Origin of the sequence: Abyssogena phaseoliformis symbiont OG214, assembly GCF_016592595.1 — a bacterium.
In the GTDB taxonomy this organism is placed as follows: domain Bacteria; phylum Pseudomonadota; class Gammaproteobacteria; order PS1; family Pseudothioglobaceae; genus Ruthia.
The window spans coordinates 1,124,085-1,146,078 of sequence record NZ_AP012977.1 but is presented as its reverse complement, the minus strand read 5'-3'; the positions used below and the strand labels follow the sequence as shown (position 1 = coordinate 1,146,078).

The 21,994-nt window shown below is 35.8% G+C and carries 29 protein-coding genes; 14 read left to right on the top strand and 15 right to left on the bottom strand.

The window, feature by feature from the left end:
• The first annotated feature begins 373 nt into the window (after nucleotides 1–373).
• From CVPH_RS07230 to CVPH_RS07205, 6 genes are all read left to right on the top strand, one after another.
• The gene (locus CVPH_RS07230) at nucleotides 374–724 is read left to right on the top strand and encodes a hypothetical protein (RefSeq protein WP_201341101.1); all 351 of its coding nucleotides are present in this window, start codon (nucleotides 374–376) and stop codon (nucleotides 722–724) included.
• Between the two features lie 112 nt (nucleotides 725–836).
• The gene (locus tag CVPH_RS07225; RefSeq protein WP_201341100.1) at nucleotides 837–1,301 is read left to right on the top strand and encodes a porin family protein; all 465 of its coding nucleotides are present in this window, start codon (nucleotides 837–839) and stop codon (nucleotides 1,299–1,301) included.
• A gap of 436 nt (nucleotides 1,302–1,737) precedes the next feature.
• Nucleotides 1,738–2,145, top strand: coding sequence for an ankyrin repeat domain-containing protein (locus tag CVPH_RS07220; RefSeq protein ID WP_201341099.1), 408 nt, complete (start codon nucleotides 1,738–1,740; stop codon nucleotides 2,143–2,145).
• A 663-nt stretch (nucleotides 2,146–2,808) separates the two neighbouring features.
• Nucleotides 2,809–3,048 carry a hypothetical protein gene (locus tag CVPH_RS07215; RefSeq protein WP_201341098.1) on the top strand — a complete coding sequence of 80 codons (240 nt, stop codon included), beginning with the start codon at nucleotides 2,809–2,811 and terminating at the stop codon, nucleotides 3,046–3,048.
• Between the two features lie 6 nt (nucleotides 3,049–3,054).
• Nucleotides 3,055–3,513 (top strand): hypothetical protein, encoded by a 459-nt coding sequence (locus CVPH_RS07210; protein WP_201341097.1) that lies wholly within the window; start codon nucleotides 3,055–3,057, stop codon nucleotides 3,511–3,513.
• Nucleotides 3,514–3,895: 382 nt separating this feature from the next.
• Nucleotides 3,896–4,177 carry a hypothetical protein gene (locus CVPH_RS07205; RefSeq protein WP_201341096.1) on the top strand — a complete coding sequence of 94 codons (282 nt, stop codon included), beginning with the start codon at nucleotides 3,896–3,898 and terminating at the stop codon, nucleotides 4,175–4,177.
• Nucleotides 4,178–4,583: 406 nt separating this feature from the next.
• Here CVPH_RS07205 and CVPH_RS07200 read toward each other — a convergent pair whose 3' ends face one another.
• From CVPH_RS07200 to CVPH_RS07190, 3 genes are all read right to left on the bottom strand, one after another.
• Complete coding sequence (locus CVPH_RS07200) at nucleotides 4,584–4,787, bottom strand: cold shock domain-containing protein (RefSeq protein WP_201341095.1); 204 nt, start codon at nucleotides 4,785–4,787, stop codon at nucleotides 4,584–4,586.
• A 147-nt stretch (nucleotides 4,788–4,934) separates the two neighbouring features.
• Nucleotides 4,935–6,668 (bottom strand): SulP family inorganic anion transporter, encoded by a 1,734-nt coding sequence (locus CVPH_RS07195; protein ID WP_201341094.1) that lies wholly within the window; start codon nucleotides 6,666–6,668, stop codon nucleotides 4,935–4,937.
• 11 nt (nucleotides 6,669–6,679) lie between these two features.
• On the bottom strand, nucleotides 6,680–8,479 hold the full coding sequence (locus CVPH_RS07190; protein ID WP_201341093.1) for a DEAD/DEAH box helicase: 1,800 nt from the start codon (nucleotides 8,477–8,479) through the stop codon (nucleotides 6,680–6,682).
• A gap of 127 nt (nucleotides 8,480–8,606) precedes the next feature.
• Between CVPH_RS07190 and CVPH_RS11050 the strand changes: the two genes are divergently transcribed.
• The 5 genes from CVPH_RS11050 to CVPH_RS07170 all read left to right on the top strand — a co-directional run bounded on the left by CVPH_RS11050 (nucleotide 8,607) and on the right by CVPH_RS07170 (nucleotide 10,206).
• Nucleotides 8,607–8,948: a hypothetical protein gene (locus CVPH_RS11050; RefSeq protein WP_342590433.1), complete on the top strand. Its 342-nt coding sequence runs from the start codon at nucleotides 8,607–8,609 to the stop codon at nucleotides 8,946–8,948.
• A gap of 116 nt (nucleotides 8,949–9,064) precedes the next feature.
• Nucleotides 9,065–9,154 (top strand): PhnA domain-containing protein, encoded by a 90-nt coding sequence (locus CVPH_RS11285; protein WP_425353132.1) that lies wholly within the window; start codon nucleotides 9,065–9,067, stop codon nucleotides 9,152–9,154.
• A gap of 104 nt (nucleotides 9,155–9,258) precedes the next feature.
• The gene (locus CVPH_RS07180) at nucleotides 9,259–9,468 is read left to right on the top strand and encodes a hypothetical protein (protein WP_225879675.1); all 210 of its coding nucleotides are present in this window, start codon (nucleotides 9,259–9,261) and stop codon (nucleotides 9,466–9,468) included.
• A gap of 67 nt (nucleotides 9,469–9,535) precedes the next feature.
• Complete coding sequence (locus tag CVPH_RS07175) at nucleotides 9,536–9,907, top strand: MBL fold metallo-hydrolase (protein ID WP_201341091.1); 372 nt, start codon at nucleotides 9,536–9,538, stop codon at nucleotides 9,905–9,907.
• A complete protein-coding gene (locus tag CVPH_RS07170) occupies nucleotides 9,820–10,206 on the top strand; it encodes an MBL fold metallo-hydrolase (protein WP_201341090.1) in 387 nt (128 codons plus the stop codon). The genes CVPH_RS07175 and CVPH_RS07170 overlap by 88 nt, the downstream gene beginning before the upstream one ends.
• Before the next feature lie 228 nt (nucleotides 10,207–10,434).
• Here CVPH_RS07170 and CVPH_RS07165 read toward each other — a convergent pair whose 3' ends face one another.
• From CVPH_RS07165 to CVPH_RS07150, 3 genes are all read right to left on the bottom strand, one after another.
• Nucleotides 10,435–10,998, bottom strand: a complete 564-nt coding sequence (locus CVPH_RS07165; RefSeq protein ID WP_201341089.1) for a thioredoxin family protein — start codon at nucleotides 10,996–10,998, stop codon at nucleotides 10,435–10,437.
• A 45-nt stretch (nucleotides 10,999–11,043) separates the two neighbouring features.
• Nucleotides 11,044–11,781: a tRNA threonylcarbamoyladenosine dehydratase gene (locus tag CVPH_RS07160; RefSeq protein ID WP_201341088.1), complete on the bottom strand. Its 738-nt coding sequence runs from the start codon at nucleotides 11,779–11,781 to the stop codon at nucleotides 11,044–11,046.
• A gap of 161 nt (nucleotides 11,782–11,942) precedes the next feature.
• Complete coding sequence (locus CVPH_RS07150; protein WP_201341087.1) at nucleotides 11,943–12,455, bottom strand: TatD family hydrolase; 513 nt, start codon at nucleotides 12,453–12,455, stop codon at nucleotides 11,943–11,945.
• A 63-nt stretch (nucleotides 12,456–12,518) separates the two neighbouring features.
• Here CVPH_RS07150 and CVPH_RS07145 point away from each other — a divergent pair, with 63 nt between their 5' ends.
• The 3 genes from CVPH_RS07145 (at nucleotide 12,519) to rpsI (ending at nucleotide 15,087) form a co-directional block, all read left to right on the top strand.
• Complete coding sequence (locus tag CVPH_RS07145; protein ID WP_201341086.1) at nucleotides 12,519–14,114, top strand: phosphoethanolamine transferase; 1,596 nt, start codon at nucleotides 12,519–12,521, stop codon at nucleotides 14,112–14,114.
• Between the two features lie 134 nt (nucleotides 14,115–14,248).
• Entirely contained in the window at nucleotides 14,249–14,677 is a 429-nt protein-coding gene (gene rplM, locus CVPH_RS07140) for a 50S ribosomal protein L13 (RefSeq protein WP_201341085.1), read from the top strand.
• A 14-nt stretch (nucleotides 14,678–14,691) separates the two neighbouring features.
• Nucleotides 14,692–15,087, top strand: coding sequence for a 30S ribosomal protein S9 (gene rpsI / locus CVPH_RS07135; protein WP_201341084.1), 396 nt, complete (start codon nucleotides 14,692–14,694; stop codon nucleotides 15,085–15,087).
• Nucleotides 15,088–15,189: 102 nt separating this feature from the next.
• Here rpsI and CVPH_RS10270 read toward each other — a convergent pair whose 3' ends face one another.
• From CVPH_RS10270 to recG, 9 genes are all read right to left on the bottom strand, one after another.
• On the bottom strand, nucleotides 15,190–15,372 hold the full coding sequence (locus CVPH_RS10270) for a hypothetical protein (protein WP_225879674.1): 183 nt from the start codon (nucleotides 15,370–15,372) through the stop codon (nucleotides 15,190–15,192).
• A gap of 489 nt (nucleotides 15,373–15,861) precedes the next feature.
• The gene (locus CVPH_RS07120; protein ID WP_201341083.1) at nucleotides 15,862–16,389 is read right to left on the bottom strand and encodes a histidine phosphatase family protein; all 528 of its coding nucleotides are present in this window, start codon (nucleotides 16,387–16,389) and stop codon (nucleotides 15,862–15,864) included.
• Nucleotides 16,386–17,363: an NAD(P)H-dependent glycerol-3-phosphate dehydrogenase gene (locus CVPH_RS07115; RefSeq protein ID WP_201341082.1), complete on the bottom strand. Its 978-nt coding sequence runs from the start codon at nucleotides 17,361–17,363 to the stop codon at nucleotides 16,386–16,388. The genes CVPH_RS07120 and CVPH_RS07115 overlap by 4 nt, the downstream gene beginning before the upstream one ends.
• Entirely contained in the window at nucleotides 17,360–17,614 is a 255-nt protein-coding gene (locus CVPH_RS07110; protein WP_201341081.1) for a glutaredoxin domain-containing protein, read from the bottom strand. Before CVPH_RS07110 ends, CVPH_RS07115 begins: the two co-directional genes overlap by 4 nt.
• A gap of 6 nt (nucleotides 17,615–17,620) precedes the next feature.
• On the bottom strand, nucleotides 17,621–18,040 hold the full coding sequence (locus CVPH_RS07105; protein ID WP_201341080.1) for a rhodanese-like domain-containing protein: 420 nt from the start codon (nucleotides 18,038–18,040) through the stop codon (nucleotides 17,621–17,623).
• A gap of 3 nt (nucleotides 18,041–18,043) precedes the next feature.
• Nucleotides 18,044–18,631 carry an aminodeoxychorismate/anthranilate synthase component II gene (locus CVPH_RS07100; protein ID WP_201341079.1) on the bottom strand — a complete coding sequence of 196 codons (588 nt, stop codon included), beginning with the start codon at nucleotides 18,629–18,631 and terminating at the stop codon, nucleotides 18,044–18,046.
• Between the two features lie 9 nt (nucleotides 18,632–18,640).
• Complete coding sequence (cmoA, locus tag CVPH_RS07095) at nucleotides 18,641–19,354, bottom strand: carboxy-S-adenosyl-L-methionine synthase CmoA (protein WP_201341078.1); 714 nt, start codon at nucleotides 19,352–19,354, stop codon at nucleotides 18,641–18,643.
• A gap of 36 nt (nucleotides 19,355–19,390) precedes the next feature.
• Complete coding sequence (locus CVPH_RS07090; RefSeq protein ID WP_225879673.1) at nucleotides 19,391–19,843, bottom strand: chorismate--pyruvate lyase family protein; 453 nt, start codon at nucleotides 19,841–19,843, stop codon at nucleotides 19,391–19,393.
• Between the two features lie 52 nt (nucleotides 19,844–19,895).
• On the bottom strand, nucleotides 19,896–21,962 hold the full coding sequence (gene recG, locus CVPH_RS07085) for an ATP-dependent DNA helicase RecG (RefSeq protein ID WP_201341076.1): 2,067 nt from the start codon (nucleotides 21,960–21,962) through the stop codon (nucleotides 19,896–19,898).
• Nucleotides 21,963–21,994: the final 32 nt, after the last annotated feature.

Below are 21,994 nucleotides of genomic sequence, written 5' to 3'. Positions count from 1 at the left end.
CCAATATATTGGATACAAATATGAAAACAGGTGGCGGGGCTAATATTGCTGTTACCGCTTAAGCCAAAGAATTAAAAAAATGCTCTAAACCTCTTGGTGTTACAGTACTGGTCGAACCTGAGTCTTCTAAAAACCCTTATGCTATTTTAACGCAACATAATTTACCTAGTCCTATCCCAATGATAAAACCTATGATGGCAAAAAGTAATTGTTTCCAAGTGGGGTCGATAGAGGCGCAGCATCCAAAGCACTAGAAAGAGAAAGAGCGCTCGCCTCTGGCCCGGCGAGTTAGCCAGTAATAAAAACACAGCATCGGGAAATATGATAAGTGCTGATTGGATAATCACACCAAACATTATTTTTTCAGATAATAATGTTTGGTGGACCAAATCTTGCACTTGGTGGTCTTGTAGCAGGATTTTTAGGACCCATAGGTGCATTGGCTGGCAATATAAATATTTCTGATAAGGAAGCTCAAACATTATTAACCGCTGTTAATGTTAGAACGGGTTTACAAGATGCAGTTGCAGAAGGCAGAGCCAAAAAAACTGATGTGGGTTTTGGTGTAGGTGGTTTATCTTCTAGCGGTTTTGGTTTTGGTTTTGGTTTTGGTTTTGGTTTTGGTTTTGGTGGCGGTAGTTATGGAAGCATTGATATGGGCAAAATTGTTGCCACTGCTTTTTTAGATGCACATAACAAACTAGTAGAACAAATGAGTAAGTAACAAATAATTTCAATCAATAAGGAGAAAAAAATGAAAAAACTATTACTATTAACAGCAATCACTTTTACATCTTTTACTTATGCAGAAGATACGTCTAACCATAGCTATTCTTATGCAGGAATTTCAGCAGGAAATCCAAGTAGCAGAGAGGAAGAAGGTCTTATTAGGTCAGGATGAGAAGAATACAACCTATAAGTTATTTGGTGGTTATAGAATTAATCAAAATATCTCTGTTGAAGGTCATTATTCTAACAAATTGACCTATATTTCAGATCCTAACGGTGACCATTATAAAGCTCAGTCTTACGGCATATCAGCTATTTACAAAATACCATTTGAAAGTATTACTCCGTTTGTTAAATTGAGTTATCACAGATGGAAGTATTCAGAAAATGATGATGGAAATCCAACGGTTAATACTACTGGAAACGATTTATTCTTTGGTTTAGGTGCTTCAATTTCTTTGAATGAAAAAATTGATTTTAGAATTGAAGCAGAAAGGTTTAACTATGAAGATTCTGAGAAGGAGGATATAAGAACTAATTTGTATTCGGTGGGCGTTGTTTACAAATTTTAAGGAGGAAATATGAGGGCAATATTTATAACAACTTTAATATTGGTAATGAGCTTTAACTCATTTGCAAAAGATACTAAGTGTGATAACTCTTCTTCATGCGTTTCATTTAAACATTTTACTGCCAATATTGAAAGAATAAGTAAAAGAGGCAAGGCAGTATAATTATACAAATTAAATACCTTTCAAAAATCTATACATTTGATGCAGATTTTAAAGATGGCTACGCATTATTATTAGATAGCAATGGTAATGAATTTAAAGTTGCAGGCAACAGTGTTAGCAAGTTCAAAATAGGGAAAGGTAGTTCTAGAGTTCTCTCTTTTAGATTTAGGGGTAGTGATAAAATGCCAATCATAGCTCCTTTTGACTTGACTATTAAAGCGTCAGATGAACATGGTGAAATTACATTTTTTGATTTAGAGCCAGTGGAGAAAAAATGAAAAAAGTAATTCTAATTTCAATGGCACTATTTTCTTTATTTGCAAATGCAAATAATAATTTATATAAAGAATTAGGTGTGGCAAAAATAGCTAATGAAGTAAGGGATTTAATAGAGTTGGGGGGGAAGATGTTAATGCTAGATTTAAAAATGGTAATAGTCCGCTTGAAAGTGGCATCAATTAACTGTAAAAAATCAGTTGTAGGTGCTTTAATTAAAGCAGGGGCAGATGTTAATGGCGAAAATGTCATGAGGCATACAAGAAGTGTAGATGCGATTAAAATGCTAATTGAAGTAGGAGCAAATATTGATACAGAGCATAAATGGTGTGATGAGACACAAATACGACTTTTAAAAGAAGCTCATTTTGGCGGTAGTTTAGAAATAATTAAATTTCTAATTTAATCTGGTTCAAATGTTGATTTTGAATCAAGTAGAAGTAGAACAATAATTGATATTGTTAAGAAAAATAATGATTTAACACCTGCACAAAGAGTGAAAGTTGTGCATTTACTCAAAAAACCTGTCTTAAATACAAAATATAGCAAACTTACTAAAGAGGCAAAAAAACAAAACTTACATAGATAAAAAAGCGGCATAGAAATTATTGGGAGTTTGATGTGGAAAAAATGCCAAGAAGGGAAAAAATGGAGTGGTAGAAGTTGCACAGAAGAGGCTAGATACTACAGTTTAGGATCTGCAAAATCAACAGTAAAAAATTCTAGGTATGCTGGATTTGATGATTGGAGGATACCCACAATTTAAGAGTTAAATTCACTAGTATATTGCTCCAATGGTCATCGAGTAGAATATAAAAAAGATGGTTTTAATAGCGCAGGTGATTGTAGTTACGGTAATGGCTCTTATAAAAAACCAACCATAAACCAAGCTCTATTTCCTACTACTCGTGGAGATTATTTTTTGTCATCTTCTCGTTGGCTGGCTAACAAGTTTTTACACTGGGTTTGATATTGAAGCATCATACGAGCGTAATTCTTTACGCTTAGTTCGGAGTGTAAATTAAATTTTTGGAAAAATAGAATTTTAATTTTAATTTTAATTTTAGGCGTGGCGATTGGTATCATTATTGTCAGAACATTTGTTTTGATTGGCTTTGAGCAAATTTATTTTGATGTCGTTCTTGAGTTTATTCAGCAAGGAAAATCTTGGAGTGATAGAGGGATTGAAATGCTTGTAAAGAGCGACACTTTTGCTAAAAGTATTGTTGGTGCAATTATTGGTGGATTAATAGGATTGATGGTACTGCCAAAGCTGCTTAGTAAAAAAATTGATTTAAAGAATACTTAAAAATTTATGAAAACAACCATATTATTTTTAACTTTAGCTTGTATCAGTAAGTGCATCTGTAAAAAAACTGTAATCACTCTAAACAAAAGCTCTTCAATTTTCTCTATTGCTTTTGAAAGTAAAAGCAGTTCAAAAAGAATCAAAGGGCAAAGATATTTGAAATTTAATATTCAAGATATTAAATTATCTGACCTGTATATGGCCAAAGGTTCTTTAGAATCATCCGTTGATTCTCAATGGCCTAATACTGGTGAAAGATATTATATTTCTGCCTTTATTAATCCATCAATCGAACCGAAATATATTCCTGTTTTAATCCCCGAAAAAGATGAAAACTGGAAATATAGATATGTTGATATTAATATTGATGAGTATTTGCCTTGTTCTTGCTTTACAGGGGCTGATGAACCTAGTCGTTGCATTGAGAGAAGTTACTATGATATTACTTTCAAAGATAGATTTTGAAACTGGCGGTAACAAACAGGCAAGGATACAGTTCAACGCATAGGCAATAAAATTGGTGAAGGGTTCTCATAAGATGTGGGATACCACCAAAGGTGGAATAGAGCATATTAAAGATGGTTGGAATAATTATCAAAATAATCAATAAGATAAAAATGCAAAAAACACTACTCACATTTGTCTTAATTATTTTTCTTACTGGGTTGCGAAACACTTTCTTACACAAGGCAAGAAGGTGTTAAATCACTTCATAATACAGCTTGTATTAGTGAGTTAAAACCATCAAACGACCCTTGGCATATTAGTAATCTTTATAACTGTTCTGATCAAACTATATTCATTCCTTATCAATTATGGACTGGTATGAATTGGGATGGTAATAAAGATGCTGATTGTATGCATCAAGCAGATTCATATTTTGATGTTAATGGCGCAAGTGGTACAACAATCAAAGGATCAAAAAAATGGACGTATCCAAATACAGGAAAAGAATTTAATATTTGGGTTAGAGAAAAAACAAATCGCTTTAAACAACAATATTTTTCTTGTAATGAAAAAAGGCATAGATCGAGTATATGATAGTCGCCATGGTAAGAGATATTACAAACATGGCAGATTGGTAAGCAAAGAAAATGCAGAAACACCGTTATTGAAATTACAAAAATAGAATTAGATTCTAAGAAAAATTTATATTCCATAGAATTTAAGTGGCGGTATAAAAACTGTTCAGGCGAATATATTCATGACCACACTTATTAGATATGAAATTGGCTATGGCATGAGAAATGTTTGGAAACAGTGATTTTTTAACTTAATAAAAGGACAAGAATAAAAACAATTCCCCTATCAGCCATATTTATTCTTTTAATTTCTTGTAGTACAAACCAAGTCAAAACTGAAAATGACTACAAGACTGTTGTAGAAGGGCCGCAAATACAAATATTTAACAATTTAAATGAATCAAAAAACTTAGTCGTGTTTTTACATGTTGTGGGATTATTTTTGTGCATATTATTACACACAATAAAAAGCCCAGCGATTAAACTGGGTTTTTTATTTAAATAATTAGCGAATTATTTTGGGTAAACGTTCGCAGCTTGCGGACCTTTCTCACCATCTTCTAGGTCAAACTCTACTTCTTGACCTTCTTCTAATGACTTGTAGCCATCGCCTTGAATAGCGCGAAAATGAACAAATACATCATTGCCACTTTCTTGCTCAATAAAACCAAACCCTTTTTTTGCGTCAAACCATTTGACTTTTCCTGTTGTAGACATTGTGTCTCCCATAAGTTAAAAATTACCGAAAAAATAGACCACCTTTTATAGAGTACGAAAACCGACAATGCATCAATCAACAACATAGATATAAATAGCAGCTGTATTCTTTACCAGCAACACTGATTTTAGCACACTTTTTTGTCATTAAGGTTGACATTCATTAAAAATAAGTGCTTGACAAGTTGCACAGGTTTTTTGTTCTAGTTTTTTATGAATATGATTAATAGCTTGTGATTTTGAGTCGAAAAAGTGCGATCTGCCAATTTGTTGGATGAAGTGCGACTTAGCGGCAAATTCATAAACGGAGGCTTTAAGTCCGACAAAATATAAGCCACCATTGTTTTTTACTAGGCGATTGTTTTCTGAAATGAGTGCTTCTGTGCCTGCTAGGTCAATAAAATTAATACCACTAGCAACAATTAAAATATGATTAATGCGTTCGTTTTCTACGATAGCAGCAATGCGTTTTTGAATGTGATTAACCGAGCCAAAATAAATAGACATGTCAATACGAATAATTTTGAGTTGAGGGCATTGTTTGATAGGTTTTTTATTGATATTGATAAACTTCTTTTTACCATTGGTTTGGGCATTGTCTAGGGATAAAGTAGGAATGGCAGGTGTAGAAGTTTTGTTAAGGAATAAAACCAATGAGAGTAAAACACCCAAGTAAATAGCAAATTCTAGCTCAAGAAAGAGGGTTGCTAAAAAAGTGGTTATTAGGATGGCAGATTCTTCCACACTAAAACTTAAGGTTTCACGAATGTGGTGAAAATCAATTAAATTATAGGCAACTACAAGGATAACACCTGCCATGGCAGCAATGGGTAAATAAGCGGTGAGTGGTGCAATCAGTAGCACAATGACCATTAATATAACAGCAGAAAAAATAGCGGACAAAGGTGTTTTTGCGCCTGATGCAAAGTTGAGCCCTGAACGTGTAAATGAACCAGAACCCGCATAGCTAGAAATAAAGCTACCAAATATATTTGACATGCCTTGGCCAATAAACTCTTGGCTAGGGTTAATGCGTTGATTGGACTTTGTTGCTACAGCACGACTGATTGAAACTGCTTCGATTAAACCAAGTAAGGCAACAGCGAATGCTTCAGGAGCGAGGGTTTTAATCGTAGAGAATGAAAAATTTGGCATGGATAAAGGCGGTAAGTGCGCAGGGATTTCGCCTACTAGCTTAATTTGCGTGGTGAAGTCTTTGAAATATAAGGCAAGCACACTACCAACAACCATACCTAATAGTAAATTAGGCAATTTTGGAAAGAACTTTTTGGTTAAAACAGTTGTGATGAGGGTTGCTAAGGCAATAATAATGAGATAAATATTAGCATCTCCAGCACCTTGATAGAGATCTATTAAAGTATGAATAAAAGATTCGCCCTTGGGTACAAAGATGCCTGTAATGTGCTTTAACTGACTACTGGCAATTAAAATAGCCGCACCTGCCGTAAAACCAATAATGACCGTGTGTGAAACAAAATTAACCATTGCGCCCAGGCGTGCCAAGCCAAATGCCAGTTGATAAACACCAGCGAGAAAAGTGAGTGTGAGTGCTAATGATACAAATTCAGCACTGCCTGGCTCGGCGTGATGACTAATGGAGGAAAAAACCACGATAGAAATGGCTGTGGTTGGTCCTGAAACTAAATGTAATGATGAGCCGAACAGTGCAGCAATGATTGGGGTAACCATTGCAGTGTATAACCCATATTCAGGGGGTAATCCTGCGATAGTGGCAAATGCCACACCTTGGGGTAGGACAATAACAGCGCCAGTTAATCCTGCGATTAAATCCGCTTTAAGGGAAGCTTTATTGACAAATTTAAACCAGACTAAAAAAGGGAAAAAACGCGAGAACTTCATTATGTTTTATCTTAGCGTGAAAATTTTGGTTTTCTGCCGTGATAGTCTTTATTGTTACGTCGATTGTTGCCTTTACCCTTGGAGAATTTTCCACGACCAAAATTACGCCTTCCCATCCGTGCTCCAATAGTGGCCTTGTTGTTTTTTTCAGTGAGTTCGACAATGTTTAAGCGCTTGCCACAAACCACGGTCTTTTTTAAAACCTCAAATACCTCGTTTGGCAGCTCATCTGGTAAGTCAATGGTTGAGAAATGATCAAAAATTTGAATTGAGCCAATATATTCACTGTCCATGTCAGCTTCATTGGCAATAGCACCTAAAATATTACCTGGCTTGACATTATTATTATTGCCCACTTCAAGCTTATAGCGACACATTGGAATTTTAGGAAAGTCTTTTAGTGGGTCGGCCTTGGCAGGGATTATTTTTTCTTCTTTTGGTGTTTGATTGCTACCAAAGTTTAGCTTTTTTTCTGATAACAGCAACGGTTCATTACCTTGCGCAATAAATGCTAAGGCGGCAGAGATTTTTGAGGTTTCAATTTCTGGGTTTTCTTGCTGAAATTCACTGACTAATTTTTCAAATATGTCTAAGTTTTGATTGTTGATGGTTTGTGCTATGTTTTGTTTGAATGTTTCAATGCGTTTGGCGTTAATAATCTTTGCACTAGGCAGCTCAATGGGCGTGATTTTTTGGCGAGTAACGCGCTCAATGGTATTAAGCATGCGTCTTTCTCGGTTTGATACGAATAAAATTGCATCACCTTTTCGGCCTGCGCGTCCTGTTCTGCCAATGCGGTGTACGTAAGATTCAGCATCTTGAGGAATGTCGTAATTAACCACGTGCGAGATGCGTTCTACATCTAAACCACGGGCGGCAACATCAGTGGCAATAAGGATGTCAATTTTGCCTTTTTTGTAGTTAGTGATAATACGCTCTCGTTGGTTTTGTTGAATATCGCCGTTAATGGCTTCTGCTGAAAAGCCACGGGCAGATAATTTCTCTGCCAATTCTGTCGTGAGTGTTTTGGTTCTAACGAAAATAATCATCGCATCAAAGGTAGTGACTTCAAGAATACGAGTTAAGGCTTCTAATTTTTGTGATAAGCCACCAACCATGCAGTATTTTTGGGTAATGGTGGTTGCTGTTTCTGTCTTAGTTTTTATCTTAACAATTTTTGGTTGGTTTAAAAATTGTTCAGCTACTTTTTTGATAACGCTTGGCATGGTGGCAGAAAAAAGAGCAATTTGTCGTTGTTCAGGAATGCGTTGCATGACCCATTTAATGTCATCAATAAAACCCATTTTAAGCATCTCATCAGCTTCATCTAGTACGAAGAATTTTAGGTTGTCTAGTTTTAGAGTGCCTTTTTTAATATGGTCCATCACCCGACCAGGCGTACCAACAATAGCGTGCACACCACGTTTAAGTGGTCTTAGTTGGATGTCATAAGATTGCCCACCATAAATAGGCAACACATGAAAACCTTTCATGCCTCGTGCATAGGTTTGTACCGCTTCTGATACTTGAATGGCAAGTTCACGGGTGGGCGTTAAGATTAATAATTGTGGTGCGTTAAGATTAAGATCAATCTTGTCTAGTAATGGCAAGGCAAAAGCAGCTGTTTTTCCTGTACCTGTTTGTGCTTGACCGATAATGTCTTCGCCATTTAGTAAGTGAGTGATGCATTGCTCTTGAATGGGAGAAGGGGTTTCGTAGCCAATAGAATCCAATACTTTCAAAATGGTATTAGACAATCCTAAACATTCAAATTTAGATGGCGACTTATGGCCAGATTTATTTTCAGACATGTGATTTGTGGGATAAATGAAGACCAAAATTATACCTATTTAGGTGACGCTTTAGCGAACTATATTAGTTTTTTATTATATTTATCAGTTAAAATATGATTCATTTTCAATATAAATGGGCAATTTTATGGATACTGAACAAATATTATTAAGCCGTAGCCAGTCTAAGTGCGAGTTGCGTGGCAATGAGCATGATTTGTCAGTATTTGCAGTGATGCCCTTAGATAATAGCGACAATCAATCTATTTTAATTTGCAACATTTGCCATAATTTTATTGATGATCCTAAGCAGGGAAATATTAACCATTGGCATTGCTTGAACGATTCTATGTGGTCGCCAATAGCAGCGGTACAAGTAGTGGCTTGGCGTATATTAACCAAGTTAAGTAGTGAAGGCTGGCCACAGGACTTGCTTGATATGCTTTATTTGGATGATGAAACATTAATTTGGGCGGCAGGCAATGGATGAGCGCACTAGTGACGAATAAACATTAAAACACAAAGACAGTTATAGCACTCAGTTAGACTCTGGTGATACGGTTATCCTAACTCAAAGACCTTACACAGTTAAAGGCGCAAACTTTACTGCTAAACGGCGCGCGCGGTACGGCAGTACGTAATATATCATTAGTAACTGATAATTCTGAGCATATTGAAGGCAAAATAGAAGGGTAGAGAATCGTTATTTTGACAAAATTTGTTTAAAAGGCATAAATACGGATATTTCATAATTACAACAACTAAGCGAGCAGTATGCTAATAACCCACATTTGAGTGAATTGTTTGATGTAAAAAGCATTGTAGTTACGTTAGTTTTTTCTACGTTAGGCATCGTGTATTATCGAAAAGGTAAGCGTGAAGACGATTTTTTAACCATTACTTGTGGATTAGAGCTTATTTTTTATGGTTATTTTGTTGACCAATTTTTGTATTTAATTATTGTTGGATTGTGCTTAAGTACTGTTCCTTATTTACGGCGTTTTTTATAAATATTACAGGTGATAAAGAAAATTTGTGAGAAAATCATAAGTCTCATTCGTTTTTAGGATAATACACATGAAATTTATAAAAATATCTCTACCAAGTCTACTTTTCTTTACTTATCTTGCAACAAGTTCAGCGCTTGCTAAAGGTGATGGTTTTGAACAGGTGTTAATAAAAACTCAACAAGTTAGTGACAACTTGTATATGCTAACGGGCGAAGGCGGCAATATTGGTTTATCAGTTGGTGCTGATGGCGTGTTTATGATTGATGATCAATTTACACCTTTGAGCACAAAAATTCAAGCTGCTATTGCTAAAATAACAAGCCAGCCGATTAAATTTGTGATTAATATGCATTGCCATTTGACCATACAGGCGGCAATGAAAACATGGGCAAGGCGGACGTTATTATTGTGGCGCACGACGAGGTGCGCAAGCGCATGAGCCATGATAATTTTATTAAGGCTTTTAATAAAAAAATACCTACCTCTCCCAAGGTTGCTTTGCCTATCATTACCTTTAATGACAGTATCACCTTTCATTTAAACAATCAAGAAATACAAGTAATACACCAAGATAATTCACATACCGATGGTGATAGCATTGTCTTTTTTAAAACTGCAAATGTTGTACACATGGGAGATATTTTCTTTAATGGTTTATATCCCTTTATCGATGCTTCAAGTGGTGGTAGTGTTGAAGGCATGATTAGCAATGTTAATCAGGGTTTAAGCCAAGTTTGACGAGTATACAAAAATTATTCCTGGTCATAGTCCGTTAGGCGATAAAGCGGCTTTGGTGCGTTATCGAGATATGTTGGTGCTTGTCACAAAGCGTATGAAGAGCTTGATAAACCAAGGCAAGACGATTTGAAATTATCAAATTAAAGCCTAATGCTGACTTGGATAAAGTTTGGGGTAATAAATTTTTAACGCCAGCGTTATTTTTAACCATATTACACGGCGTTATACTTAGTCAATATTAGGTAGCCATTTGATTGAGCAGCCCATTGAGGGAATTTGTTCCTTGGGGCCTTGTCCAGTTGTGGCTATTTGGCTCATTGCATCAAATAAATCGTGTTTAATATCCACTGCTGCAGATTCTTTGCGTGAAGCGTCAAGCCGACCACGGTATTGCAATTTTAAATCAGCATTATAGCCAAAGAAATCGGGCGTACACACGGCGCCATATGCTTTAGCAAACTGCTGAGTTTCATCTATTAAGTAGGGAAATGGGAAATTCATGCTTGTGGCAATTTTTTGCATATTTTTAAAAGAGTCAGCCTCATATTCATTTGGGTTGTTTGACATGATTGCAACGGCGTTTACCCCTATTTTTTTGAGTGCTTTGGTGTCACGAATGATACGATCAATAATTGCTTTAACATAAGGGCAATGATTACAAATAAACATCAGCAATAGACCATTTTCACCTTGACAACTTTTTAAATTGTGCATTTTCCCATCAACACCTTTTAAGCTAAAGTCAATTGCTAGGGTGTTAAAATCGCAAATTGGAGTTTGTGTACTAACCATTTTCTTCCTCTTTCTTGAAATAGACAAAGCTCATTTTTTAGAAGATTATGATTTTAATAGAGTTTGAATAATATAGCCTGCCATCATTAACCCAAAAATATTGGGCATATACGAGATTGCACCATTCACTGCTCTAGGTCTACCAGTAGGGGTGGTGTCAGTTGTGCGTACTGCTTGATGTGGCAATGCCTTAATTGGCACTTCTGTTGAATGTACCACGGGAAATTTAAGTGAAGCGTGAATATGTCTAAGTTGCTTGCGCATTTTACGTGCTAAGGCGCAGTTCTGGGTTTTATCCATGCGCGAAATTTTAACTTGAGTAGGATCAAGCCTTCCGCCCGCACCCATACTTGAAATAATAGGTTTTTTGGATTGATTACAACTGTCAATAAGTATGGTTTTATAAGCAATAGCATCAATACAATCTGCAATAAAATCCAGGTTGGTATCAAGTGCAATGGCTTGAGCTTTGTTTTTATCTATAAATTCATGACGCTTGATGATAATAGTATCAAGGTTGATATCATGCAGTCTATCAGCCAGCACGTCTACTTTGGACAGTCCAAGTGTTGAATTAAGTGCAATAATTTGACGATTAAGGTCTGTTTTTTCTACAATGTCAAAGTCAATCAGAGTTAATGTGCCAACGCCAGCTCTACAAAGCGCTTCTGCACAAGCGCCACCAACGCCACCAAGACCAATAATTAAAACATGAGATTCTGCTAATCGTGCTAATCCTTGCTGACCTAATAATATTTCAGTTCGTGCGCAGCTGTTATTCATTATTGCAATCCAAATAGCAAAATGGCATTATTATCGCATTGCTTACTCAAGTTTTCTACTGATATTTGTTTTAGTTGGGCGATATTTTCAGCAACCAGTATTAAGTCATTCGGGTTAGCGTGGTCATCTGTTTCAATTAATAGTGATTCAAGTGGTAAGTTTTACACGGTCTTTCTTAATCTTAAAGATTTATCATTTAAGATTTGTAGTCCAAACCCCAAATAAAACCCCATATTTACCAAAGTATTAGCCTGTGTTTCACTACCTGAAAAGCCGTGAATTGCCCCAGTGACTTTTGGGTATTTTTTTAACAACAATATCACCTCTTCAGTTGCCTTTACTGCGTGAATAATCACTGGCAATTTGTAAGTTTCAGCCAATTGTAATTGGCATTCAAAGATATAAAACTGCTTATGCTTATCAATATTCTTAGCAAAATCTAACCCGCACTCACTAATGGCAATAGGATTGCTACATTTAACCAAGTACTCCAAGGCGTCTAAATCTTGCTGAGTGTGCGATTCAGCCAACCAAGGGTGAATGCCCAACGAAAAATATGGATACATTTGCACCTGTTGCCAGTTTTGTTTGCCTACGCTAGGCACAATTGCTACTGCATTTTCAGCGATTGTGTGGATATGGTCAAAGCCCAAATGGGCATGTGAGTTAATCATTGGTTTGTGTCGTTATGATTTAGACAATATAATAACCATTATTTACACCCAACTTAGCTATTAATGAAGTTTTTCCAAAGAGTAACAATAACCAGTTTGGTGTTTATTGTTGCGATATTTTTAACCACGACAGGTAATGTTAAATTTTTCTCAAAGGTGATTGAGATTTATCCTTTGGATGATAATATTGCATTTGTGGCTTCCTTATTGGTCTGGTTGCTTGTATTTTTAGTGATAGGATTACTCTTGGTTTGCTATCGATATAGTGTCAAGCCAATATTAATCTTGTTACTTGTTGTTTCGGCTATTGTTGGTTATTTTGCTAATAATTATAGTATTATCTTTGATAATAATATGATTGCTAATAGTCTAGAAACCAATGTAGCAGAATCGGTTGACTTATTTAGTTTTGAGCTAATCGCATATGTTATTTTGTTAGGGTTAATGCCTAGTTATTGGGTTTATAAGGTTCAAATTGTTAAAGAAGATTTTCTACAACAACTGTGGTCTAAGCTAAAAGTGGTTGTTATTTTGTTGGTTATGTTTGTTCTAATAACTTTGACGTTTTCTAAGTCATACACTTCTCTTACTCGAGAAAATAAGCAATTTCGTCTATATATTAATCCAACTTATTATTTATACGCCATTGGTAAGCACATCAATTCAAAATTTGAAACCGTCAGCATTCCTTTTAAGGTCATTGCGCAAGATGCGTTAATCAATCGAGTTAATGATAAGAAAAAATTAATTATTATGGTTGTTGGTGAAACAGCTAGGGCAGATCGTTTTTCTTTAAATGGATATCAAAGAATGACCAATCCTTTGCTGGCAAATGAAAATGTGATTAGTTTAAGCCAGATGTATTCTTGCGGTACGGACACTGCTTATTCATTGCCATGTATGTTTTCAAACATAGGTCGAAGTGACTATACGCATGTTCAAGGTAAAAATATGAGTAATGTGCTTGATATTTTAAGCCATGCAGGTGTGGAAATCTTGTGGAGAGATAACAATTCTAGCTCAAAAGGTGTGGCAGATCGTCTCACTTATCAAGATTTTAAATCAAAGCGTTTGAATACAGTTTGTAATATTGAATGCAGAGATGAAGGCATGCTGGTTGGTTTGCAACAATATGTTGATGCTCATTATGACAAAGACATGCTTATTGTTTTACATATGATGGGCAGCCATGGCCCAGCATATTACAAACGTTATCCTGAAAAGTTTAAAATATTCACCCCTATATGTGAAACCAACCAGTTGAACAAATGCACCAACGAGCAAATTAGCAATGCATATGACAATACCATTGTTTATACAGATTATTTTTTATCCAAAACAATCAATTTTTTAAAAAGCAACCAAAGTCAATTTAAAACCGCTATGTTTTATATGAGTGATCATGGAGAATCTCTGGGTGAAAATGGATTATATCTGCATGGAATGCCCTATTTTATTGCGCCTAAAGAGCAAACTCATGTTGGCTCAATTTTGTGGTTTAGTGATGAATTTTCTAAGGATGTTGATACAAAATTGTTAAATAAAAAAGCAAATACTAAACTTTCTCATGATGGCATGTTTCACACATTGTTAGGACTGATGAATGTAGATACCCTTGTTTATAAAGAAAAGTTGGATTATATTCGTTATATCAAATAAATTAATGGCATTGGCTATTTTTCAAAGTGTATGGGTGATGCGATTAATTATATCAGCATCAGAATATAGTTTAACATTTAAAGTTAAAAGTGATTATAATGGCCCGATTATTCTGCATGAAGATAGATTGGATTATGAAAACATTTAGCGCTAAAGCACATGAAGTCAAAAGAGACTGGTTACTCGTTGATGCTGACGGTAAAACCTTAGGTCGTTTAGCAACGCAAATTGCCTCTCGTCTTCGTGGTAAGCACAAACCTGAATACACGCCGCACACGGATACGGGCGATTATATTGTTGTTATTAATGCTTCAAAGGTTAAAGTAACGGGTAATAAATTTGAAGACAAAATATATCACCACCACACAGACTATGTTGGTAACTTAAAATCAATTGCATTTAAAGATTTACAAGCCAAAAAGCCAGAGGAAATTATCAATAAAGCGGTAAAAGGTATGTTGCCAAAAGGCCCTTTAGGTAGAGACATGTTTAGAAAAATGAAAGTATTTGCAGGTAGCGAGCACACACACGGTGCGCAACAACCTCAAGTTTTAGATATTTAAGGTAAAAAAATATTATGGTAAAGACAGAAACTTATTACGCAACAGGCAGAAGAAAGACATCAGTAGCTCGTGTTTATATGACCAAAGGTAAAGGTGTTTTTACAGTTAACAGACGCCCAATGAATGAATACTTTGGACGTGAAACCTCTTCAATGATTATCAATCAACCATTAGATACGGTTGAAATGAGGGATAAGTTTGATTTTAATATCATGGCCAAAGGCGGCGGTGATACAGGTCAAGCTGGTGCAATTAGACTGGGCGTGACTCGTGTATTAATGGCATATGATAATGATTTACGAGGTGAATTACGCAAAGCAGGCTTTGTAACACGTGATGCTAGAATTGTAGAGCGTAAAAAAGTCGGTCGCAAAAAAGCACGTAAGAGCGAGCAGTTCTCCAAGCGTTAAGTTATTTCAAGCGTTCATAAAAGCCCGTATTTATTTTAGATAGATGCGGGCTTTTATGTTATCTATCATTAATAATACGATTTTTTAAATTAAAAAATCGTATTATTCAAGCTTATTATATCTAATAACGTTTTGCACCTGCTCAACATAATCAAAGCCAATTCCAGAGTAACTCCCCAATCCTTCTGATAAAGCAATACCGGTAATAGGTAGATGGTTATTACGCTTGTATTGCCTAATTTTTCTAAGTAGTGTGTAGGCAAAGTGTCGATTAATATTAAGCATGTAATATTCTACAGATTTGGATGCTGAAGAGAATATTGCAATCTCATATGTAGCATTTTCAGGATGTTGTTTAGGTATAACGCCACAACCAGGCTTAAAGCACCAAATACCAAAATAGTTATGGCCAGTGTTTAGAAAATCGTGAACGCCCCCAGTTTGATTCTATTGCTGCTTGTGCTAATATCATGGAGTTTGGGATAATATCAATAGCATTTAATAGTGCTTTTTTTTCAGTCGATATTTCTTTATTAATTTACTAATTTGTATTTTGTTGAGCCGATTGTTTTTAATCAACATCCTCAGTAGTCTGATTTTTTTTCTTTTTCGATAATAGGCAGCAGATAATTAAAAAATGCAATTTTTCTTTGACTAGTGTCTTTAATTTGAGCAAAGTCTGGTGTTTTAAAAGAATTTATCCATGATTTTAACCCCCGAAATTCATTTGCTTGAATTAGGATGACTAAAAACATCATACTAATGATTAAAATTTTAAAGGTCAAAGCGCTCACTGGATGCACAAATGACTTCTATTGTAAATATTTTTTCAATGGGTAGGTTTAATAAATAGGATTTAATCACTCGGATAACGCCGGCGTGCGCTACAATTAAAACTGATTCATTAGTATGATGAAGTTCAATGTCTTTAAAGGAGGATAAAACTCGTGCTTGAAAATTATAAAGGTTTTCCGCATCAGGTGGTCGATGATTAACAGGGTCTAGTTTAAAATTATCAACCAATGTCTGACCAATAGAATCAGCACTTTTCCCCTGCCAATCACCAAAACCAAGTTCTTCAAAACTATTAAAAATTTTGCAACGCGTATTTTTATTTTTAGACAAATACTTAGCAAACTCAGCGCAACGCATCAAAGGTGAACTGGCAATATAATCCCAGGATTTTCCTTGGGTAACGTCAAGCATTTGTTGCCAGCCCTTTTTGCTAAGAGGGTCATCTTGATTGCCACGATAAATACGACCACCAATAGGTATGCCATGCCTAAGTAAGTCTAGTTTCATTCGTTAGTTTGCTCTCTAGACATTAGATAGTTGACTGCTTCAGTAGGTGTTAGCTTACCTTGAGTAACCTGATAAACTTGTTCACAAATTGGCATTTCCACTTGCTCTTTATTGGCAATAGATAAAATGAGCTCAAGTGTATTAAGACCTTCAACCGTGCTTCCTACATTGGCTAATGCATTTTTAATACTATGATTAAAGGCCAATTCTTTGCCAAACCTCCTGTTTCTAGATAAATCGTCTGAACAAGTAAGTACTAAATCTCCCAAACCAGACAAACCAACAAAGGTAGAATTTTTTGCACCAAGACTTATTCCTAGGCGCGACATCTCTGCTAAACCTCTAGTAATCAATGCTGCTTGGGTGTTAATACCATAACCCAATCCCGCAGCGATACCCGCAGCGATGGCCAAGATATTTTTAACCGATCCACCAATTTCCACACCGACAATATCAGCATTGGTATAAGCACGCAGGGTATTTGTTTGTATTAATTTTGCAAAGTAGTTTCTGGTGTTCTTATCAACGGATGCCACGACTAATGCAGTAGGCTTATTCGTTGCTACTTCAAAAGCAAAACTTGGTCCAGAGATAATACAACCATTGCGATTAGGGAATATACGCTCAAAACTTTCATGTAAAAAACATCTCTTGGCGGTATCAAAACCCTTAGTGCCCCAAGCAATTTGATGAGTGCCATTAATGAGCGGTTTTATTTTTTCTAATACCTCAGAAAATGCATAACTAGGTGTAACAATTAGTATATCTTTGACGTCCTGTAATTTAGAAAAATCACAGGTAATTTTTATATTATTAGGATAGGGTGTAGGTAGTGCAGGATGTTTTGGTTTTAATGTTTTGACTTCGTTTTGAGTGTGGGCGTGTAGATAAATTGTATCAAAATTATCATAAAGGGCAATGGCTAGAGCACTCCCCCAAGCGCCGGCACCAATAATACTGAGGTTTTTACTCATGGCTGATTTAGAATTTCATCTAATTTTCCAGATTGGTCTGCAGTTGATAAATCATCAAATCCACCTATATGAAAGCCATTAATAAATACTTGTGGTACGGTTTCTCTACCTGTCTTTTCTTTGACTTCATTCCAGTCGTCTTGGTTTTTAACATGGTATTTTTTGAAAGGAATGCCTCTTTTTTCAAGCAATTGATAAGCTCTTTGGCAAAAAAGACAAGAATCTGAGCAATAAATAATATTTTTTTTCATAACTAATTAAGTTTTAATGGGTAGTTTGGCTTTTTTCCATGCCTGAAAACCACCTTTTAAACTGTATACATTTTCAAACTCATTACGTGTTAATAATCCAGCAATATGTGCTGAACGAGAGCCACTACGACAATATACTAGTATCTTTTTACGCTTATCCAATGAAGACAATTTACCCTTAACACTAGCAAGTGGAATGTGAATATCACCAGCAATATACCCCGCCTTTCTCTCCCTTTTCTCCCTAACGTCTAACAGGATAAGGTCGTTACCATCCATGAGTGTGACTGCCCCATTGGTATCAATATCTTCATATTTTTTTAATTTATCAACAACAATATTGCCAACAAGCAGAGCAATTAATAATATGAGTGTAATGGTTGTAAACATTTGCTCATCAGCAAATAAAAATTCAAGTATTTCCATGGTTTATAAAGTTTTCCTTGTTAAAAAACTGTCCAACATTTCATGACCCTGTTCAGTCAAAATTGATTCTGGGTGAAATTGCACCCCTTCAATAGCAAATTCTTTGTGTCTAAGACCCATAATCTCGTCTATCTTTCCCTTATTATCCTTCGTCCATGAGGTAATCTCAAAGCAATCCGGTAGGGTTGATTGTTGCGCTACTAATGAGTGATAGCGTGTTGCATTGAGTGGATTTTTAAGGTTTGTAAATATACCTTTGTTAGTGTGATGAATGCTGGACACTTTGCCGTGCATAATTTTTTTTGCACTAATAATATGCCCACCAAAAGCCTGAACTATAGCCTGAAACCCTAAGCAAACCCCTAAAATTGGCATTTTCTTAGAAAAATGCTTAATAGCCTCAATTGAAATCCCTGCCTCATTTGGTGTACAAGGACCTGGTGAAATAACCAAAAATTCAGGCGCAAGTTTTTCAATGCCTTGTATTGTAATTTCATCGTTACGATATACTTCAACGGCTTGTCCTAACTCGCCAAAATATTGCACCAAGTTATAGGTAAATGAGTCGTAATTGTCAATCATCAGTAACATACTGATGCGCTATTTTACCGCTAAAAAGGAAGAGAAGTTAAGACACTGAAAATGACAAATACTGTTTTTAAAGCCTGCTGTGTTAAACCGCTTAAAGTGGGTTTGTTTATTATCTGTTAATAGTATATTTTCAATCGATTGACGTTTGTTTGCAATCTCAAGCTCGCTATAACCATTGGCACGTTTAAAGTCTAAGTGCAACCTGCTTATTTGTTCTTGTTTTTGTTGATTATCAAAATGAATTTTTTCAGAAACAATCAGCGCACCATTCGTATTTAGACCTTTGTAAATTTTGTCAATTAAAGTCTGCCTATTGCTCGGTGTAATAAACTGCAAGGTGAGATTAAGCACAATAATGGATGCATTTTCAAACCTCATATCAAGGATATCACCACAAATTACATTAACATTATCAATTTTTCCTGCTAAATTTTGTCGGCATTTTTTAACCATGTCTGGTGAATTGTCAAGGGCAATAATTTGATTATTTGAGTGTGGGTTATTGATGCCCAGTGCAATGGAAGCGGCACCTGTTGAAGCACCCAGGTCATAATAATTAGTATTGTCTTGGCCATAAGTTTTAACACTCAAACCAACCATCTCAATCATAGATTGATAACCAGGCACTGAGCGTTTAACCATATCATCAAACACATCAGCCACTTGTGCATCAAAGGCGAAATCAACTAAGTCACTCTCTTTAGTAAAGATATTATCGCGCATTAGTTGGGCTGAGTAATTTTTTTGTTCTTATAAGGCTTATACGGCATATAAATTTTTTATAAAAAATTCACTTACTAATACTCGAGTTGAGCCAATGGTAAAAATAGACCGCCTGCCCCAAGTACCATGTGTGTGGGTGATCTGTAGTTGACCACGTTTAATGTCTTTATCATTAAACAACACTTCACCTAAAGGCTTACTGCCAATTTTTAATAAGTTTTGTGTGTCATTAGTGACAGGGATGATTGATCTGGCAAACACAACAACTTGATTATCTCCCAGAAGCTCTACTTCACGCACAACAGATTGGCCGTGCCAATTAAGCAATTCTGTTTCATCAGTATGTACAAGAGATTCTGCTTGTGATAGGACATTGATTGAAAAACGATTAAATTTTTGCTTTAATTTAGCGGTTAAGGATTGATGGTCGTCAAGCCAAGTAAGGACGTAACTAGGTATATTGCTCACTTGATTTAAGTTTGACCACATCAAGTTTTTTGTGTTAATCATAGTTGGGTTATTTTACGTCAACTAAACGCTTTTAAGTATTGCCATATTGGCTTTTATCATCAGTAATCCAACGAGTAATAAGCGCTTGTTGTTTGTCTTTACCTAATTTTAAAAATTGCTCTGAGTAAAAGTGTACTTGTTTGAGCAAATATCTATCACGCACAATATTGGCAATTTTCATATTAGCAATGCCTGTTTGCTGTGTGCCTAGAATCTCGCCAGGGCCACGAAGCTCTAAGTCTTTTTGTGCAATTTTAAAGCCGTCATTTGTTTGTCTTAAGGTATCAAGTCGTGCAAACGCACTGTGACTGAGTGGTGTCTGATACATTAAAATACATATACTAGCACCAATACCTCGCCCTACACGGCCACGTAATTGGTGTAATTGTGCAAGTCCTAGTCTTTCAGAATTTTCAATAACCATGAGTGATGCATTGGTGACATTAACGCCCACTTCAATGACTGTGGTGGCAACTAAAACATCAATCTCACCTTTGAAAAATTGCGCCATAATGGCAGATTTCTCATCTTTGTGTATCTTCCCATGAATCAGTACTACGGTTAATTCTTTTAAATTTTCCTGTAGGTAATGATGGGTATTGGTGGCAGATTCAGCACGGAGCGCTTCAGATTCTTCAATCAGTGTACATACCCAATACACTTGATTGCCAGTACTACAAACTTGTTTGATTTTTTCAATCACTTTGTCTTTTTTATCATTACCAAGTGCAATGGTTTTAGTAGGTTTTCTGCCAGGGGGTAATTCATCAATCACTGAACAATCTAAATCTGCGTAGGCACTCATGGTTAATGACCTTGGAATAGGGGTGGCAGTCATGACCAGTTGATGGGGGGTGTTATGTGCTTTTTGCACAAGAGATAAACGCTGATGTACGCCAAATTTGTGTTGTTCGTCAATAATTACCAAGCCCAATTTATCAAAAACAACTTGGGCTTGAAATAGTGCATGAGTGCCAATAATAATTTGTGCCTTGCCTGAGTTGATTTTTTCAAGTTGTTTGGCTTTTTGTGTTGCGTTTTGTGAGCCAGTTAAAAACGCAATGTCAACGCCTAAAGGGGTTAGATAATTTGAGAATCCTTGTAAATGCTGTGCAGCGAGTATTTCAGTGGGTGCCATAATGGTTGCTTGAAAGCCATTTTCGATTGCTTGCAAACAAGCAAATACAGCCACAATGGTCTTTCCAGAGCCTACGTCGCCTTGCAATAGTCTAAGCATTGGATGGTTCGATGCAAGGTCTGAATTAATGTCATCAATGCTACGCTGTTGTGCCTTTGTTAGTTGAAACTCTAAGACGTTTAATACTTTTTTGGTTAAAGTGCTTTTAATTTTAAATGTATTGGATTGTTTGGATTTACGCCTATCTTTGAGTTGGAGCAAACTAAGTCGTTGTGCACATAATTCTTCAATAATCAGACGTTGCTGTGAAGGGTGTTTAAAATTAGAGATTTGTTCAATATTATCATCAACCTTAGGATGGTGTAGCATATTCAAGGCCTGCTTAAGGGTGGGCATAGAATTGTTTGCTAGATTTTTAAAATTATCAGACAAGTCTGATTGTTGCAAGGTTTCTAGTGCAATATCAATCCATTTTTTCATTTGTGCTTGATGAATATTGGCAGTTAATGGATAGATGGGGCTGAGTGTTTTTTCTAGTAAATTATCCTGACCTTTGGAAATTAATCGATATTCAGGATGATGCATTTCTAGGCCATTTCTGCTAATTTTTACTTCACCAAAACATTGAACAATATCGCCACGAATAAAGTTTTGTTTTTGGTATTGATTAAAATGAAAAAATCGAAGCAATAAATTTTGATGATTAGAATCAGACAAGTAGCATAATAATTGTCGTTGACGGGTTGATGTTTCTTCGATACGTTCGATATTCAGTTGAACTAACACTTCATCGCCTACTCGAGCTTGATTTAGTTTAATTAGTTTGGTCTTATCTTGATAACGTATTGGCAGGTGAAACAGTAAATGTTCCAAATTAAAAACACCAATGGCATTTAGTTTTTGTTGTGCTTTTGGACCTAAGCCATTCAATGCAATGATTGGTTCAGATAACTGATACATAGATGGGCGAAGTTTTATCTAAACAAACCATT

Coding starts and splice junctions, on each gene's coding strand:
- CVPH_RS07230 (WP_201341101.1), top strand. CDS start 374: ATGTTTGGTGGACCAAATCTTGCACTTGGTGGTCTTGTAGCAGGATTT.
- CVPH_RS07225 (WP_201341100.1), top strand. CDS start 837: ATGCAGGAATTTCAGCAGGAAATCCAAGTAGCAGAGAGGAAGAAGGTC.
- CVPH_RS07220 (WP_201341099.1), top strand. CDS start 1,738: ATGAAAAAAGTAATTCTAATTTCAATGGCACTATTTTCTTTATTTGCA.
- CVPH_RS07210 (WP_201341097.1), top strand. CDS start 3,055: ATGAAAACAACCATATTATTTTTAACTTTAGCTTGTATCAGTAAGTGC.
- CVPH_RS07205 (WP_201341096.1), top strand. CDS start 3,896: ATGCTGATTGTATGCATCAAGCAGATTCATATTTTGATGTTAATGGCG.
- CVPH_RS07200 (WP_201341095.1), bottom strand. CDS start 4,787: ATGTCTACAACAGGAAAAGTCAAATGGTTTGACGCAAAAAAAGGGTTT.
- CVPH_RS07195 (WP_201341094.1), bottom strand. CDS start 6,668: ATGAAGTTCTCGCGTTTTTTCCCTTTTTTAGTCTGGTTTAAATTTGTC.
- CVPH_RS07190 (WP_201341093.1), bottom strand. CDS start 8,479: ATGTCTGAAAATAAATCTGGCCATAAGTCGCCATCTAAATTTGAATGT.
- CVPH_RS11050 (WP_342590433.1), top strand. CDS start 8,607: ATGGATACTGAACAAATATTATTAAGCCGTAGCCAGTCTAAGTGCGAG.
- CVPH_RS07175 (WP_201341091.1), top strand. CDS start 9,536: ATGAAATTTATAAAAATATCTCTACCAAGTCTACTTTTCTTTACTTAT.
- CVPH_RS07165 (WP_201341089.1), bottom strand. CDS start 10,998: ATGGTTAGTACACAAACTCCAATTTGCGATTTTAACACCCTAGCAATT.
- CVPH_RS07160 (WP_201341088.1), bottom strand. CDS start 11,781: ATGAATAACAGCTGCGCACGAACTGAAATATTATTAGGTCAGCAAGGA.
- CVPH_RS07150 (WP_201341087.1), bottom strand. CDS start 12,455: ATGATTAACTCACATGCCCATTTGGGCTTTGACCATATCCACACAATC.
- CVPH_RS07145 (WP_201341086.1), top strand. CDS start 12,519: ATGAAGTTTTTCCAAAGAGTAACAATAACCAGTTTGGTGTTTATTGTT.
- rplM (WP_201341085.1), top strand. CDS start 14,249: ATGAAAACATTTAGCGCTAAAGCACATGAAGTCAAAAGAGACTGGTTA.
- rpsI (WP_201341084.1), top strand. CDS start 14,692: ATGGTAAAGACAGAAACTTATTACGCAACAGGCAGAAGAAAGACATCA.
- CVPH_RS10270 (WP_225879674.1), bottom strand. CDS start 15,372: ATGCTTAATATTAATCGACACTTTGCCTACACACTACTTAGAAAAATT.
- CVPH_RS07120 (WP_201341083.1), bottom strand. CDS start 16,389: ATGAAACTAGACTTACTTAGGCATGGCATACCTATTGGTGGTCGTATT.
- CVPH_RS07115 (WP_201341082.1), bottom strand. CDS start 17,363: ATGAGTAAAAACCTCAGTATTATTGGTGCCGGCGCTTGGGGGAGTGCT.
- CVPH_RS07110 (WP_201341081.1), bottom strand. CDS start 17,614: ATGAAAAAAAATATTATTTATTGCTCAGATTCTTGTCTTTTTTGCCAA.
- CVPH_RS07105 (WP_201341080.1), bottom strand. CDS start 18,040: ATGGAAATACTTGAATTTTTATTTGCTGATGAGCAAATGTTTACAACC.
- CVPH_RS07100 (WP_201341079.1), bottom strand. CDS start 18,631: ATGTTACTGATGATTGACAATTACGACTCATTTACCTATAACTTGGTG.
- cmoA (WP_201341078.1), bottom strand. CDS start 19,354: ATGCGCGATAATATCTTTACTAAAGAGAGTGACTTAGTTGATTTCGCC.
- CVPH_RS07090 (WP_225879673.1), bottom strand. CDS start 19,843: ATGTGGTCAAACTTAAATCAAGTGAGCAATATACCTAGTTACGTCCTT.
- recG (WP_201341076.1), bottom strand. CDS start 21,962: ATGTATCAGTTATCTGAACCAATCATTGCATTGAATGGCTTAGGTCCA.